This window comes from Halopseudomonas sp. L-58 (genome assembly GCF_056859475.1).
In genome coordinates this window covers 1-13,441 of the sequence record NZ_JBSXON010000077.1, presented here as the reverse complement: position 1 = coordinate 13,441, position 13,441 = coordinate 1, and the positions used below count along the sequence as shown (strand labels likewise).

The window sequence follows — 13,441 nt, the reverse complement described above, 5'->3', positions numbered from 1 at the left end:
CTGAGCCTCCCTGCACCGACACGCCGATTGCGCGATCAGTGGCTTCCTGTGTGACCGAATCCGCCAGCACCGCGCTGGCTATCATCAAAACTGTCAACAATCTGCAGTTGTGCCTGCAATACCGGGACCAGCACCAGCTGTGCGATGCGCTCGCCGGGGTTGATGGTAAAGGCACTGCTGCTGCGGTTCCAGCAGGACACCATCAGCTGGCCCTGGTAGTCGGAGTCGATCAGGCCCACCAGGTTGCCCAGCACTATTCCGTGCTTGTGGCCCATACCTGAGCGGGGCAGGATCATTGCCGCCAGCCCCGGGTCGGCGATATGAATGGCCAGCCCGGTGGGTAGCAGCTCGGTCTGGCCCGGCGCAAGGGTTAATGGAGCATCCAGCATGGCACGCAGGTCCAGTCCGGCGGAACCGTCGGTGGCGTAGGCCGGCAGCGGCCACTCGGTGCCGAGGCGGGGGTCCAGTACTTTGGCTTGCAGCGCGTGCATCAGGGCTCCTCAGTGGCGGTCCAGACGGGTGGCCAGACGGCTGATCAGGTCACGGGCCAGTTTCTGTTTGCTGGCCTGCGGCAGGTGGGTGCTGGTCAAATCCCGATCAATCAGGGTGACAGCGTTGTCATCACTATTAAAACCGATCCCGCTCTGGCTGACATCATTGGCGATGATCAGGTCGAGATTCTTGCGCTGCAGCTTGTCGCGGGCGTAACCGAGTAGATCCTGTGTTTCTGCAGCAAAGCCGACGCAAAAGCCCGGGCGCTCGCTGTGGCTGGCCAGGGTGGCGAGAATGTCGGGGTTGCGCACCAGCGTCAGGGTCATGCCGTCGTCGCTGCCCGGTGTTTTCTTCAGTTTCTGGTCGGCGCAGGCATCGGGCCGATAGTCGGCAACGGCTGCCGAGGCAATGAACAGATCCGCCGGCAGGGCGGCCAGGCACGCATCAAGCATCTGTTGTGCACTGACGACGTCGACTCGCTGAACCCGTGCCGGTGTCGGCAGATTGACCGGGCCAGCCACCAGGGTGACCCGTGCGCCCGCTTCGGCGGCTGCTTCGGCAAGGGCGAAGCCCATCTTGCCGGAGCTGTGATTGGAGATATAGCGCACGGGATCGATCGCTTCCCGGGTCGGGCCGGCGTTGATCAGGACGTGGCGGCCGGCAAGCAGGCCGCGCTCGAAACATTCGGCGGCCCGCGCCGCGATGTCGGTCGGTTCCAGCATGCGACCGGGGCCAACGTCGCCGCAGGCCTGACCACCGTCACCGGGACCAAACACCTTTACGTCGCGCTCCAGCAGCAGCGCCAGGTTGTGCTGGGTTGCCGGGTCGCGCCACATTGCCTGATTCATCGCCGGGGCAATGGCAACAGGCGCATCGGTAGCCAGGACCAGTGTGGTCAGCAGATCGTCACCACGGCCCTGGGCCAGGCGGGCCATCATGTCGGCGGTTGCCGGAGCAATAAGCACCAGGTCGGCCCAGCGCGCCAGTTCAATGTGGCCCATCGCGGCCTCGGCGGCGGGGTCCAGCAGGTCGCCGTGTACGGGGTGCCCGGACAGCGCCTGCAGGGTCAGAGGGGTAATGAACTCGCGGGCCGCGTTGGTCATGACAACACGTACCTCGGCGCCGGCGTCGCGCAGGCGTCTGATCAGCTCTGCACTTTTATAGGCAGCTATGCCACCACTGACACCAAGCACCACCTGCTTGTTAAATAGCGACTGCATTGTGAACTTCCCCTCATGCTGCGGGCGGGGCTGTGCGGGCCCTGCGAAATGCCCGCTACGATAGCACAGCGGTGGATGCCGCGCGCCTGTGAGCGAAGGGTTCGCAGGTGTTCAGGGACGGTCCGAGAGTGCGGAGAGGGAGTATGGCGATAACCGATTGGCCCGTGGCTGAGCGGCCCCGGGAAAAACTGTTGGCGCAGGGTGCCGGGGCGTTATCGGACGCCGAGCTGCTGGCGATTTTTCTGCGTACCGGTCTGCCCGGCTGTAGCGCTGTGGACCTGGCTCGGCGGTTGCTGGCCGGCTTCGGCAGCCTGCGCGCGTTGCTGCAGGCGGATCTGTCTACGTTCTCGGCCCACGCCGGGCTCGGGCCGGCCAAGTATGCGCACTTGCAGGCGGTACTGGAAATGGGCCGACGGCACCTGTTCGAGGATCTGAAACGGGGCGATGCGCTGACGTCGCCGGGCACGGTAAGACAGTTTTTGCGCAGTCGTCTGGCAGCGTTGCCGCACGAGGTCTTTGCCTGTCTGTTCCTGGACAGCCAGCATCGGGTGATCGCGTTCGAGGAGCTGTTTCGCGGCACTATCGACAGTGCCAGTGTTTATCCGCGCGAGGTGCTCAAGCGGGCGCTGGCACTCAATGCTGCGGCGCTGATTCTGACCCACAACCATCCGTCGGGCGTGGCAGAGCCCAGTCCGGCGGACCTGCAGCTGACCCGGCGCCTGCGCGACAGTCTGGCGTTGCTGGATATCCGCGTACTCGACCATCTGGTTATCGGTGATGGCGAGCCGGTTTCCATGGCCGAGCGGGGGCTGTTGTAAGGCTGGTAATAATTGCGCGCAGAATGAAAAAGCGTTGCTTGCAGGCACGCATTTTGGTATAAAGCTCCGCTCTTCTCGGGGCTGCGCCTGTTTAGCGTGTTTCAGGCAGGTTAAATCCACTCGCCCCGGCTGGACAACAGATTCTTTTATGGCTTCCAACCAGTTCGGGTTGGGCAAGTGGTTGGAGAGGGTTAACCATGTCTCGAGTATGTCAGGTGACCGGTAAGGGTCCGGTTACTGGGAACAACGTTTCCCACGCTAACAACAAAACCAAGCGTCGTTTTCTGCCTAACCTGCAGTACCATCGTTTCTGGGTTGAGTCGGAAAAGCGTTTCGTCCGTCTGCGCACTACTGCCAAGGGCATGCGCATCATCGACAAGCGCGGTATTGACGCGGTTCTGGCCGAAATCCGCGCCCGCGGCGAAAAAGTCTAAGGAGCATCATCATGCGTGAATTGATTCGTTTGGTGTCCTCTGCCGGTACTGGTCACTTTTACACTACCGACAAGAACAAGCGCACCACTCCCGACAAGATCGAAATCAAGAAATTCGATCCGGTTGCACGTAAGCACGTGACCTACAAGGAAGCCAAGATCAAATAAGATCTTCGCTTGCTGTCAAAAAACCCGCCTTGAGCGGGTTTTTTGTTGTCTGTGATTCAGGGTCCGGCGAGCGAGGTGTCAACAGACCTCAAGCTCAGGGTTCGCCGCCGATAGCAAAATTCGGCAGGCTGTCGACCGGCTGTGCAAACTCGAAGGGGATGGACACCGTCTGCAGACCGACATTCTTCTGCACGACAAAGTGCAGGTGCGGGCCCGTGCTGTTGCCGGTGTTGCCCGATAGCGCCAGCAGCTGACCGGGGTGGACTCGCTGTCCCTCGCTGACCTGAACTGAGCCGCGCTTGAGGTGCAGGTACACGCCCATGGTGCCGTCATCGTGCAGCAGGCGCACAAAGTTGCCCGAGGGGTTGGTGCCGCGGCCGGTCTGGTTGTTTTCGATCTTCACCACCTGGCCGGCGCGGGCCGCCACGATGGGGGTGCCAACCGGCATGGCAATGTCGAAGGCATAGCGACCCTTGGGGCCGGTATGGCTATAGCGGCCGCCCGGGCCCTGGGTCATGCGAAACGGGCCGCCACGCCAGGGCAGCGGGTAGTGCGTGAGCGTCTGCTGCGCGCGCGGGTCGCCGAGGGCATGTTCCAGCCGGTAGTCATAGTGCGGCTCACCGTTACCGGTGGGTTGCAGGGTCACGAGGCGGATCTGCTGGCGTGGTGGTAACACCCAGTTGATCGGGGCGGCGGGCACGCCAGTCACGTTGCGCGCGTTGCTGATGCTCAGGCGAACTTCGACCGGGGCGAACAGGTCATTGTGAACAATCAGGGTTTCACCGCCGGCGTGGCGCTGCTTGGTGACGTAGACCTCTCGATCGACGTTCTCGACCATGGCGTCACGGAAGACGATGACCTCGGCACCTTCGACTTTCCGGTCGGTATAGGTCGTGACACCGTTGGCGTCGGTGTATTTGTAGATATTGCCGGCCAGCAGCAGAGGGCTGGCCAGCAGCAGGGTCAATGGCAGTAAGGCTCGCATCCGCTGCTACCTGTCTTGTTCGTGCTGGCAGAGGCTGAGTCTAGCGCCTTGTGCGGATCATGGCGAGCCGCACAAGGACGGCTCTATTCAGGCCATATTCGGTCGCAGCGAGTAGCTGCGCAGGTGCCAGGCAAAATCCTGCAGTGCCTTGATGCCACTTTCCTCTGCCTGATGACACCAGTCTTTCAGTGCCTGCAGCATTTCGTGGCTGTTGGCGCTGGTACGTCCCCAGATCTGCTGCAGTGCAAGGCGCTTCTCGTAGATCACCTTGAGCGCCTGGCTGTGATCCAGCATGGCCTGGATGCGGGCCTGATGCCTGTCGTCCAGCAGGCTGGTTTCGCGACTGAGCAGACGCTTGGCGCGGCGGAACAGATGGTGCATCGAGTCGTCGAGACGGGCTATCTCGCTGCGCACCAGCGGCTTGATCACATGCTTGCGGTACTGCGCCATGATCTGGAAGCGGTTGTTGAGAATCGCCATGGCGGTGTCCATATCCAGCGTCTGCTTGCCGCGAATCTTGTGGGCGATCGGCGCGGTACGACGCACCTCGGCCAGACCCAGCAGGCTGAACAGGCGAATCCACATCCAGCCCATGTCAAACTCCCACTTCTTGACCGACAGCTTGGCGGAGTTGGGATAGGTATGGTGGTTGTTGTGCAGTTCCTCGCCGCCAATCAGAATGCCCCACGGCAGCAGATTGGTGGCCGCGTCGCGGCATTCGAAGTTGCGATAGCCGACGGCATGGCCCAGGCCGTTGATCACGCCCGCGGCCAGCACCGGAATCCAGAGCATCTGCACTGCCCAGACGGTAATGCCGAGCGCGCCGAACAGGGCGATGTCGATCAGCGCCATCAGGGTGACGCCTGCCAGCGGGAAGCGCTGGTAGAGATTGCGTTCGATCCAGTCATCCGGGCAGTTCTTGCCGTAGATGCGCAGGGTCTCTTCGTTTTTTGCCTCTTCCATGTACAGCTCGGCGCCCTTGCGCAGCACGGTCAAAAGCCCCTTGTGTACCGGGCTGTGCGGGTCGTCGGGTGTTTCGCACTTGGCGTGGTGCTTGCGGTGAATGGCGGTCCATTCGCGGGTGTTCATGCTGGTTGTCAGCCACAACCAGAAACGGAAAAAATGCTTGAGCGCCGGGTGCAGTTCCAGCGAGCGGTGCGCGGAATAGCGATGCAGGTAGACTGTGACGCTGACGATGGTGATGTGGGTCAGGACCAGAGTGGCCGCCAGCAGTTGCCAAGCTGACCAGTTGAGAATGCCGTTGTACCACATAAATCTGCTTTACCTCGTTAGAATACGCGGGCAAAAGCCCGTTTCCCGGTGATTATGGACCAACCGATGTGTGATGAACATGACCGCGGGTCGCTCCGCACCACCTGCTATAGTTTCCGAATGTTGATGAACTGCTCCGGAAAACCGGTATGAGATCCAGCGCTGGCGCCCTGACGGTGGCCCTGTCCTATGTCGTCATGGCCACGGCCTGGATTCTGTTCAGCGACAGCCTTCTTCAGTTGGTTGATCCCGCGCTGCAGACGCGGTTGCAGAGCATCAAGGGTACGGCCTTTGTGCTGGTGACCGGTATTGGGCTGTATTTTCTCGTGCGTTACCACCTGCGTCGTCGGCGCCAGCATGAAGAGGCGCTCAGACGCAGTCAGGAGCGCTTCAATCTTGCCCTGATAGGGGGCAACGATGGTCTCTGGGACTGGGATATCGCCAGTGGCGAAATGTATGTCTCGTTGCGCGGTCGGGAAATTCTCGGACTTGCCCAGCAGGGCGCCTTGCTCCCGGACTGGCTGGAGTTGCTGTATCCCGAGGACCGCGACCTGGCCCGCCGGGAGCTGGTGCGTCATCTGCGAGGGGACTCCGAGCGCCTGGATGTCAGCTATCGGATTAGCCGGCAGGATGGTAACCGCTGGATTCAGGTCGGCGGCAAGGCAGTGCGCGACGAAAGCGGTCGCGCCGTGCGGCTGGTGGGCATGCTGCGTGATGTTACCGAGCAGGTTGACCGTGAGCAGCGCCTGCGCCAGGCCGGTGTGATGTTCGACTGCACCAGTGAGGGGATGCTGATCTGTGACGTCGACCAGACCATCCTGGATGTCAACAATGCTTTCTGCAAGATCACCGGCTACGAACCCTCCGAGGTGATTGGCCGGCAGCCGCGCATGCTTGCCTCCGGCCGGCATGATCGCACCTTTTATCGTCAGCTCTGGCAGCAATTGCATGCCACCGGGCGCTGGTCCGGGGAAGTCTGGAATCGGCGCAAGAACGGCGAAATCTATCCGCAATGGCAGAACATCATCAGCGTGAAGGACCACCGTGGCGAGTTGAGTCATTATGTGGCGGTGTTCGCGGATATGAGCGTGATCAAGCGCAATCAGCAGGAAATCGATTATTTGGCGCACCACGATCCGCTGACCAAGCTGCCCAACCGGCTGTTGCTGAACGAACGTCTGAGCACCGCCATTGCCCGCTCGAGGCGAACGAAAGGAGAGCTGGGTCTGCTGTTTATTGATCTGGATCGCTTCAAGGGTGTCAACGATAGCCTCGGTCACAGCGCTGGTGACCAACTACTGCAGCTGGTCGCCCAGCGGGTGCTGCAGGTATGCGAGGAGAGCGACACGCTGGCCCGGCTCAGCAGCGACGAGTTTGCCCTGCTGCTTGAGCGCGATGTCTCGGCAAGCCAGATGGGCAAGCTGGCCGAGCGCATCCTGCGCCTGCTGCAGAAGCCGTTCGAGTTGTCGGGCCAGCTGCTACACATGAGCGCCAGTATCGGTCTGGCGCTGTTTCCGCAGGATGGTCGGGATGGAGCAGAGCTGCTGAAAAATGCCGACTCTGCCATGTCGCTGGCCAAGCAGCGGGGGCGCAACGGTTATGCCTTCTACACCCAGGAGCTGACCGAATTGGCGCGTCGCCGCCTGAGTCTGGAAACCGACCTGCACGAAGCGATCAGATACAACCAACTGCGTGTGTATTACCAGCTGCAGAAGGACCTGCGCAGTGACTGCTTTGTCAGCCTCGAAGCGCTGGTACGCTGGCAACATCCAACCCAGGGGCTGGTAGCTCCCAACGAGTTTCTGCCGGTCGCGCGCAACGCCGGTCTGATGAGCGATATTGATGAGTACGTGCTCAATGAGGCCTGCCGACAGTTGCGGTGCTGGATTGATGCGGGCTATCCGTTGAAGGCCGTTGCGGTCAACATGTCCGGCTACTGGATGGAGCGCGGTGATGTGTTTGGTAGTGTGTCGACGGTGCTCAGACGCTATGGACTGCCTGCCGAGTGTCTTGAGCTGGAGGTAACCGAAGACGAGGTCATGCACTTTAACGCAGCGGGCGTTCAGCTGCTGGATCGGCTGTCGGAGTTGGGTGTCGGCCTGGCAATCGATGATTTTGGCACCGGCTACTCGTCGTTGCTGCGGCTCAAGCGCATGCCGGTCAACAAGTTGAAAATTGACCGCGGCTTTGTCTCCGACCTGCCGGGCAGTGACAGTGACAGCGCGATGGCGCGTGCCATCATCGCGCTCGGCAAGAGCCTGCAGCTGAAAGTGATTGCCGAGGGTGTGGAAACCGGGGAGCAGGAAGCCCTGTTGAGCGGTCTCGGCTGCGATATGGGGCAGGGTTACCTGTTCAACCGTCCGTTACCGGCCGACGAAATCGAGAAGCTGTTGGGAGAGCCTGGCCATGACTGAATTTCAGCCGCTGCGCATGGACCGTCGACTGCCCTGTCGGGTCGGCCCGCAGGATCAGCACTGGCAGGCGGCGCCGCAAGCGCCGATCAGGCGCTGGCAGCTGGAGCGTGAGGCGCCGGAGAGCGGACAGGTAACCAGTCTGGTGGAATATCTGCCGGGTGCACGTTTCCCGGTTCATCGGCATCCGGCCGGAGAAGAGATTCTGGTGCTGGAGGGCGTGTTCAGCGATCAGTCGGGTGATTATCCTGCCGGCAGCTATCTGCGTAGCCCGGCGGGGTCAGAGCATGCGCCGTTTTCGCAGCCGGGCTGCCTGATTTTCGTCAAGCTCAATCAGTTCGCCGAGGACGATCAGGCAACCGTGCGTCTGACCGCTGACAGCGCGAACTCGGTGACCTTTTGTGCTGGTGTCAGCGGCAGCTTGCTGCACCAGCACGGCTGCGAGCGTACCTGGCTGCTGGATTGCCGGGCCGGGGCGGAGCTGCGCTGGCAGGGTGACCCGGCGGGTGAGCTGCTGGTGGTCAGCGGCGGTCTCGCCGAGGCGGGGCAGACTCACCGCGCGTTCAGCTGGTTGCGAGATACCCGCCTGGGCGAGCTGGGGCTTCGCGCCGCCGAACCGAGCCGGCTGTTGCTCAAGTTCGGCGCGTTGCGCGGGTTACAGGAAGACCCAGAGCAGTAGCACGCCCAGCACAATGCGGTAGATCACAAAGGGCTGCATGCCGATCCGCTTGATGAACGCCAGGAAGTAGTGGATGCACAGGTAGGCGCTGATACCGGACAGCAGCACACCGGCCGCCATGTGCAGCCAGTCGACGGCCACCTTGCTTTCGATCAGCTCGATGGTTTCCAGCCCGCAGGCCAGTACGATCACCGGAATCGACAGCAGGAACGAGAAGCGCGCCGAGGCTTCGCGGCTCAGGCCCAGCATCAGCGCGGCGGTCATGGTGATGCCGGAGCGCGAGGTGCCGGGAAACAGCGCCAGCGCCTGCGCGCAGCCGATGAACAGCACATCCTTCCAGGTCATCTGGTGCTCGCTGCGGCTGCCGCGGTGGCGCCAGTCGGCCCAGCCCAGCAGCAGGCCGAAGGCAATCAGGCCGATCGACAGATAGATGGGCGAGCGCAGCACGGTCTCGATCGTGTCTTTGAGCAGCAGCCCGGCCAGCCCTACGGGAATGGTACCGAGGATCACCGCCCAGGCCAGTCTTGCGTCGTCATCCAGCTGGCGGGTGGTCAGTGAGCGGCCCCAGCTGACAGTCATGCCGAGGATGTCGCGGCGGAAGTAGATCAGCACGGCGGACAGGCTGCCCAGATGCAGGGCAACGTCAAAGGCCAGCCCCTGATCGGGCCAGTCGGTCAGCACCGGCACCAGAATCAGGTGGGCCGAGCTTGATACCGGCAGAAATTCGGTGATGCCCTGAACTATTGCCAGAATGAAAACCTGCAGCCACTCCATCGTCAGCCTGTGCTCCGCTAGTTGAAAAGGCGCAAGTAAAGCACGCCGGACGGTGCTGGCGCGACCCTCGTTGCGATTATGCGCTGCCAACACCGGTACTGATTCGTGTGGCAGACAATGGTTCACCGCGCGGTTGTCATGTCATTGTCGGATGACGCACTACAACAAGGAGAATCACATGCGTTGGCAACATCGACCCGAGGGCTCCAACTGGGGCGATTTTGGTCCGGACGACGAGCTTGGCCGTCTCAATCTGCTGACCCCCGAGAAGGTGCTGCAGGGCGTTGCAGAAGTTCGCGAGGGGCGCAGCTTCTGCCTCAGCCTGCCGCTGGACTATCCCGGCGGTAATGCCCTCAACCGCCTGCGGCACCCGCCCAGACGCTTTACCGCCGGGCGTGCCGACAAGCTCAACTACAACTTCGAGCTGCAGCGCCTGAATCCGAGTTTTACCGACGTGGTCAGCGACGATGCGGTATTGCTGTTTACTCAGTATTCAACCCAGTGGGATGCGCTCTCGCACGTGGGCGGTTTGTTCGACGCCGACGGTGACGGGGTGGCCGAGCCGCTTTACTACAACGGCTGGAAGGCGGGCGAGCATATTTGCGGGCCTTCCGGTCACGAGGACGGGCTGGAGGGCGTAAACGCCACCCGGCTGGGCATCGAGAAGATGGCCGAGACGGCGGTGAGTGGTCGCGCTGTGCTGATTGACCTGGAGCGGCACTGCGGTCGGGAGCGGGTGCTGGTCGACTATGCGCGGCTGCAGCAAATCATGCAGGCAGACGGCGTGGTGGTGGAGCCGGGGGACATGGTTTGTCTGTATACCGGGTTCGCCGACGTGATTCTGGAGATGGACCGCCAGCCCGACGCGGCGCGGCTGGCATCCAGCTGCGCGGTGCTGGATGGCCGCGATCCGGCGCTGCTGCAGTGGATTACCGATAGCGGCCTGAGCGTGTTGATTGCCGACAACTACGCGGTTGAGGCCTATCCGGCGAGAGAGGGGCAGGGCTGTTGTGCTGCCTTGCCGCTGCATGAGCATTGCCTGTTCAAGCTGGGGGTGCATTTGGGCGAACTCTGGTACCTGACCGAGCTGGCGCAACATCTGCGAACCGGTGGCCGCAACCGGTTCATGTTGACGGCGCCGCCGTTGCGCTTGCCGGGCGCGGTGGGATCGCCGGTTTCGCCGGTTGCACTGGTCTAGTGCTCGTAACACGCGGAGCCGGCCGGACAATCTCGCGAAAACCCGACCATTCGGACAGGTAGTGCTCGATATTGGTGCGCGCGCGCAATTAAGGGGCGAATGCTGCTTTGTCGTGGTGCGCATCTGATGGCGGTGCAGTCATCGTGCTCATACGCGAGCTGCATGATGACGCGGTGCCATGCTTTATGGTGTGAATATTGCTTCGGGCCTGGTTCGACTGAAGCTGGAGATTGCCACCATGAGCCTGAAAAGCGACCAAATGAACCTGTCAGTGTCGGAGCGGCGGTGGCTCCCGTGGTTCGGGCCAGCCGGTAAACTCGCCATGGGCTGGGCCTGCCGGGTCAACCGCAACCGTTACGGCCAGCTTGAGTCCATTTTCGACAGTCTTGCCGCAACAAGGGTGCGGTTGTTGCAGCAATGGTGCGAGAACCAGTGGGCCGGGCTGCAGGGCATTGGTCAGCAGCTGAGCGACGGCGGTGCCGAGGCGAGCGAGGCACAGTTGCGTAAACTGCGCAGCAAGCTGCCGGATGCCTCAGAGCTGCTGCTGCTCGGCGCCGACGGTACCGTGTTGGCCAGCAGCGCCGGTCAGCTCAGCGACTTGCAGCTTGATGCCCAGGCGGTGCGGGCGGGGCTGCAGCATCGTTTTTTGCACGGGCCGTATGTCGATCAGCGAACCCTCAAGGTGGGGCCCTCCACTTCCAGCTTCCACGATGCCGTCACCCTGATGTTCTATTTGCCATTGCACGGTCCGAACGGCGAGGCGCTTGGTTGCCTCTGTGCACGGGTACCCAACGATGTGCTGGGTGATCTGATCCAGCGTGAGGCCGGACATATCTATCAGGAGTCGGGTGACAACTACATCTTCATGGTCGAGTCACGCTTCAGTCCCTCGATTGAGCCGGGCCGTGCGTTGTCTCGCTCGCGCTTTGAAGACAACACCTTCAGCCACGGCGACAACCTCAAAAATGGTATCCGGACGGCGTGGGGCACGGTCAGCGTGCGCGAGCATACCGAGTTCGAGGTGCGCTTTACCGATCCGGCCACCGGCGAGCTGCACCCGGGTGTGCGCGAAACCATTCGCAAGGGCGAGAACACCTACGTCAAATACCCCGGTTACTCCGACTATCGTCACATTCCGGTAATCGGCAAGGGTGTGACCTTCAGTCTGCCAGGCTCGCCCGACCGCTGGGGCATGATGTGCGAAGCAGACCTGGAAGAGGTCTACCGGTACCGTTCGCTCAGCTACAATCTGATGAAGGATTTCTGGGTTCTTGCCGCACTGGTCTTTGTTGCCCAGCTGGGTTTCGATCTGATCGGTCTGGATGGCTGGCCAGCGCTGGCCGCTCACGTTGGCGTGCTGGGCCTGGCGGGCCTGTGGTTTTGGCACAGTGCCACGAACAAGCTGGCGCGTCGGCTGGGCCGCATGACTGAAATCATCCGCAATATTGCCGAAGGCGAAGGCAATCTCAGTCAGCGCATGGACACCAGCCGCCTGGTGCCGGATGAAACCGGTGAGCTGGGGCGCTGGATCAACAGCTTTATCGATAACCTCGATACCATCGTCGGACGGGTCAAGCAGGCCAGTCGCCACGCCTTGCAGAACAGCGAGCAGATGCTGGGGCGCAATCAGCAGGCCAGCGATACCGCAGAGGAAGTGACCAGCAATATCCAGCAGATGCTGGGCATGATCGAGGCGCAACTGCAGACGGTCAACGCGGCGTCGGAAACTGCGGCGCAGATGAAGGCCAATATGGCCAGCGTGGTTGAAGCGGCCCGGGCGCGGCTGGACACCGTCACCAGCGGCACCCGCAAGATTCGCGACATCGTCGAAAGCTCGGCGGCCAGCGTGCAGGTGCTGGACAGCCGCACCGGCGAGATCGTCGGCATGGTTTCACTGATTACCGACATTACCAGCCAGACCAATCTGCTGGCGCTCAACGCCGCTATTGAGGCCGCCCGTGCGGGCGAGCATGGGCGTGGTTTTGCGGTGGTGGCGGACGAGGTCAGGGCGCTGGCAGCTCGAACCGCCAAGGCCGCCGACGAGATCAGCCAGGGGATTACCAGCATCCGCGATGCAACCCGGGAAACCGTGGTGGTGATGGAGCGCGGTGTTGCTGATGTAGACCTGCAGCTGCAACAGGCGGCCAGCGCGTCGGATGACAACGACTTGCTGTACCAGACCGTCGAGGAGCTGTTCGAGGTGATCTCGGTGATGGACACCAACAGCAAGGAACACGGTCGTCAGGCCGGCCACGTGGCTGAGGCGACGCGCTCAATGAGTCAGGTCATTACCGCACTGCGCGCCAGCTCGGGGCAGGTGAAGGAAACAGCGTCACGTTTGCATCAGCTGTCGGATACCTTTCAGGTCAGCGCCGACCGGTAGGCCAGCGATGCTGGCCTGGCGGTCAGCTGCAAGCTGCAAGCCGCAAGCTACAAGCAAAGGCAAACCCCAGGCACGTGCTGGTCTGGGTGTTTATTGCAGCTTGTAGCTTGAGGCTGGTTCTAAAACTAAAAAACCCCGGCTCTCACGAGACCGGGGTTTTTCTTGCAGCTTGCCGCTTAAAGCTTGCGGCTGCTGTAACCGCGCTTCGCGCCGGTTACAGCTTACCTTCCAGCTCCGGTACCGCCTCGAACAGGTCTGCAACCAGGCCGTAATCGGCCACCTGGAAGATCGGCGCTTCTTCGTCCTTGTTGATCGCAACGATCACCTTGGAGTCTTTCATACCGGCCAGGTGCTGGATGGCACCGGAGATGCCGACCGCAACGTACAGCTGCGGCGCAACGATCTTACCGGTCTGACCCACCTGCATGTCGTTCGGTACGAAGCCTGCGTCAACCGCGGCGCGCGAGGCACCCACAGCAGCGCCCAGCTTGTCGGCGACCTTGTACAGCATCTCGAAGTTGTCGCCGTTCTGCATGCCGCGACCACCGGAGATGACGATCTTGGCACCAGCCAGTTCCGGACGGTCGGACTTGGCCAGCTCTTCACCA

At 61.9% G+C, this 13,441-nt stretch carries 13 protein-coding genes; 7 read left to right on the top strand and 6 right to left on the bottom strand.

Going from position 1 to position 13,441, the window contains the following annotated elements; translation table 11 throughout:
- Positions 1 to 35 precede the first annotated feature (35 nt).
- Complete coding sequence (dut, locus tag AC13EY_RS15250) at positions 36 to 491, bottom strand: dUTP diphosphatase (protein WP_228245933.1); 456 nt, start codon at positions 489 to 491, stop codon at positions 36 to 38.
- Positions 492 to 500: 9 nt separating this feature from the next.
- Positions 501 to 1,712: a bifunctional phosphopantothenoylcysteine decarboxylase/phosphopantothenate--cysteine ligase CoaBC gene (gene coaBC, locus AC13EY_RS15245; RefSeq protein ID WP_228245932.1), complete on the bottom strand. Its 1,212-nt coding sequence runs from the start codon at positions 1,710 to 1,712 to the stop codon at positions 501 to 503.
- Between the two features lie 143 nt (positions 1,713 to 1,855).
- Between coaBC and radC the strand changes: the two genes are divergently transcribed.
- The 3 genes from radC to rpmG all read left to right on the top strand — a co-directional run bounded on the left by radC (position 1,856) and on the right by rpmG (position 3,131).
- Positions 1,856 to 2,530, top strand: a complete 675-nt coding sequence (gene radC / locus AC13EY_RS15240; RefSeq protein WP_228245931.1) for a RadC family protein — start codon at positions 1,856 to 1,858, stop codon at positions 2,528 to 2,530.
- Between the two features lie 197 nt (positions 2,531 to 2,727).
- The gene (rpmB, locus tag AC13EY_RS15235) at positions 2,728 to 2,964 is read left to right on the top strand and encodes a 50S ribosomal protein L28 (RefSeq protein ID WP_088275752.1); all 237 of its coding nucleotides are present in this window, start codon (positions 2,728 to 2,730) and stop codon (positions 2,962 to 2,964) included.
- Positions 2,965 to 2,975: 11 nt separating this feature from the next.
- On the top strand, positions 2,976 to 3,131 hold the full coding sequence (rpmG, locus tag AC13EY_RS15230; RefSeq protein WP_088275751.1) for a 50S ribosomal protein L33: 156 nt from the start codon (positions 2,976 to 2,978) through the stop codon (positions 3,129 to 3,131).
- A 94-nt stretch (positions 3,132 to 3,225) separates the two neighbouring features.
- Here the strand turns inward: rpmG and AC13EY_RS15225 are convergent, their stop codons facing one another.
- Together AC13EY_RS15225 and desA are read right to left on the bottom strand one after the other, a co-directional pair.
- The gene (locus AC13EY_RS15225; protein ID WP_228245930.1) at positions 3,226 to 4,116 is read right to left on the bottom strand and encodes a peptidoglycan DD-metalloendopeptidase family protein; all 891 of its coding nucleotides are present in this window, start codon (positions 4,114 to 4,116) and stop codon (positions 3,226 to 3,228) included.
- An 87-nt stretch (positions 4,117 to 4,203) separates the two neighbouring features.
- The gene (desA, locus tag AC13EY_RS15220) at positions 4,204 to 5,388 is read right to left on the bottom strand and encodes a delta-9 fatty acid desaturase DesA (protein WP_228245929.1); all 1,185 of its coding nucleotides are present in this window, start codon (positions 5,386 to 5,388) and stop codon (positions 4,204 to 4,206) included.
- A gap of 149 nt (positions 5,389 to 5,537) precedes the next feature.
- Here desA and AC13EY_RS15215 point away from each other — a divergent pair, with 149 nt between their 5' ends.
- Together AC13EY_RS15215 and AC13EY_RS15210 are read left to right on the top strand one after the other, a co-directional pair.
- Positions 5,538 to 7,802 carry a putative bifunctional diguanylate cyclase/phosphodiesterase gene (locus tag AC13EY_RS15215; RefSeq protein WP_228245928.1) on the top strand — a complete coding sequence of 755 codons (2,265 nt, stop codon included), beginning with the start codon at positions 5,538 to 5,540 and terminating at the stop codon, positions 7,800 to 7,802.
- Positions 7,795 to 8,478: a cupin domain-containing protein gene (locus AC13EY_RS15210; RefSeq protein WP_228245927.1), complete on the top strand. Its 684-nt coding sequence runs from the start codon at positions 7,795 to 7,797 to the stop codon at positions 8,476 to 8,478. The genes AC13EY_RS15215 and AC13EY_RS15210 overlap by 8 nt, the downstream gene beginning before the upstream one ends.
- On the opposite strand, the gene AC13EY_RS15205 is transcribed toward AC13EY_RS15210, so the two are convergent.
- The gene (locus AC13EY_RS15205; RefSeq protein WP_088275746.1) at positions 8,455 to 9,252 is read right to left on the bottom strand and encodes an undecaprenyl-diphosphate phosphatase; all 798 of its coding nucleotides are present in this window, start codon (positions 9,250 to 9,252) and stop codon (positions 8,455 to 8,457) included. The genes AC13EY_RS15210 and AC13EY_RS15205 overlap by 24 nt on opposite strands.
- 178 nt (positions 9,253 to 9,430) lie before the next feature.
- On the opposite strand from AC13EY_RS15205, the gene AC13EY_RS15200 reads away from it, so the two are divergent.
- Both AC13EY_RS15200 and AC13EY_RS15195 read left to right on the top strand, forming a co-directional pair.
- Positions 9,431 to 10,450 carry a cyclase family protein gene (locus tag AC13EY_RS15200; RefSeq protein ID WP_228245926.1) on the top strand — a complete coding sequence of 340 codons (1,020 nt, stop codon included), beginning with the start codon at positions 9,431 to 9,433 and terminating at the stop codon, positions 10,448 to 10,450.
- A 238-nt stretch (positions 10,451 to 10,688) separates the two neighbouring features.
- Positions 10,689 to 12,833 carry a methyl-accepting chemotaxis protein gene (locus tag AC13EY_RS15195; RefSeq protein WP_228245925.1) on the top strand — a complete coding sequence of 715 codons (2,145 nt, stop codon included), beginning with the start codon at positions 10,689 to 10,691 and terminating at the stop codon, positions 12,831 to 12,833.
- 214 nt (positions 12,834 to 13,047) lie between these two features.
- Here AC13EY_RS15195 and AC13EY_RS15190 read toward each other — a convergent pair.
- On the bottom strand, positions 13,048 to 13,441 hold a 394-nt coding region (locus tag AC13EY_RS15190), incomplete at its 5' end, for an FAD-binding protein (RefSeq protein WP_482876723.1).

Bases quoted from the DNA above. Each gene is read 5' to 3' on its own strand.
- AC13EY_RS15215 (WP_228245928.1), top strand. From the start codon at position 5,538: ATGAGATCCAGCGCTGGCGCCCTGACGGTGGCCCTGTCCTATGTCGTC.
- AC13EY_RS15195 (WP_228245925.1), top strand. From the start codon at position 10,689: ATGAGCCTGAAAAGCGACCAAATGAACCTGTCAGTGTCGGAGCGGCGG.
- coaBC (WP_228245932.1), bottom strand. From the start codon at position 1,712: ATGCAGTCGCTATTTAACAAGCAGGTGGTGCTTGGTGTCAGTGGTGGC.
- rpmG (WP_088275751.1), top strand. From the start codon at position 2,976: ATGCGTGAATTGATTCGTTTGGTGTCCTCTGCCGGTACTGGTCACTTT.
- AC13EY_RS15200 (WP_228245926.1), top strand. From the start codon at position 9,431: ATGCGTTGGCAACATCGACCCGAGGGCTCCAACTGGGGCGATTTTGGT.
- AC13EY_RS15205 (WP_088275746.1), bottom strand. From the start codon at position 9,252: ATGGAGTGGCTGCAGGTTTTCATTCTGGCAATAGTTCAGGGCATCACC.
- AC13EY_RS15210 (WP_228245927.1), top strand. From the start codon at position 7,795: ATGACTGAATTTCAGCCGCTGCGCATGGACCGTCGACTGCCCTGTCGG.
- rpmB (WP_088275752.1), top strand. From the start codon at position 2,728: ATGTCTCGAGTATGTCAGGTGACCGGTAAGGGTCCGGTTACTGGGAAC.
- radC (WP_228245931.1), top strand. From the start codon at position 1,856: ATGGCGATAACCGATTGGCCCGTGGCTGAGCGGCCCCGGGAAAAACTG.
- AC13EY_RS15225 (WP_228245930.1), bottom strand. From the start codon at position 4,116: ATGCGAGCCTTACTGCCATTGACCCTGCTGCTGGCCAGCCCTCTGCTG.
- desA (WP_228245929.1), bottom strand. From the start codon at position 5,388: ATGTGGTACAACGGCATTCTCAACTGGTCAGCTTGGCAACTGCTGGCG.
- dut (WP_228245933.1), bottom strand. From the start codon at position 491: ATGCACGCGCTGCAAGCCAAAGTACTGGACCCCCGCCTCGGCACCGAG.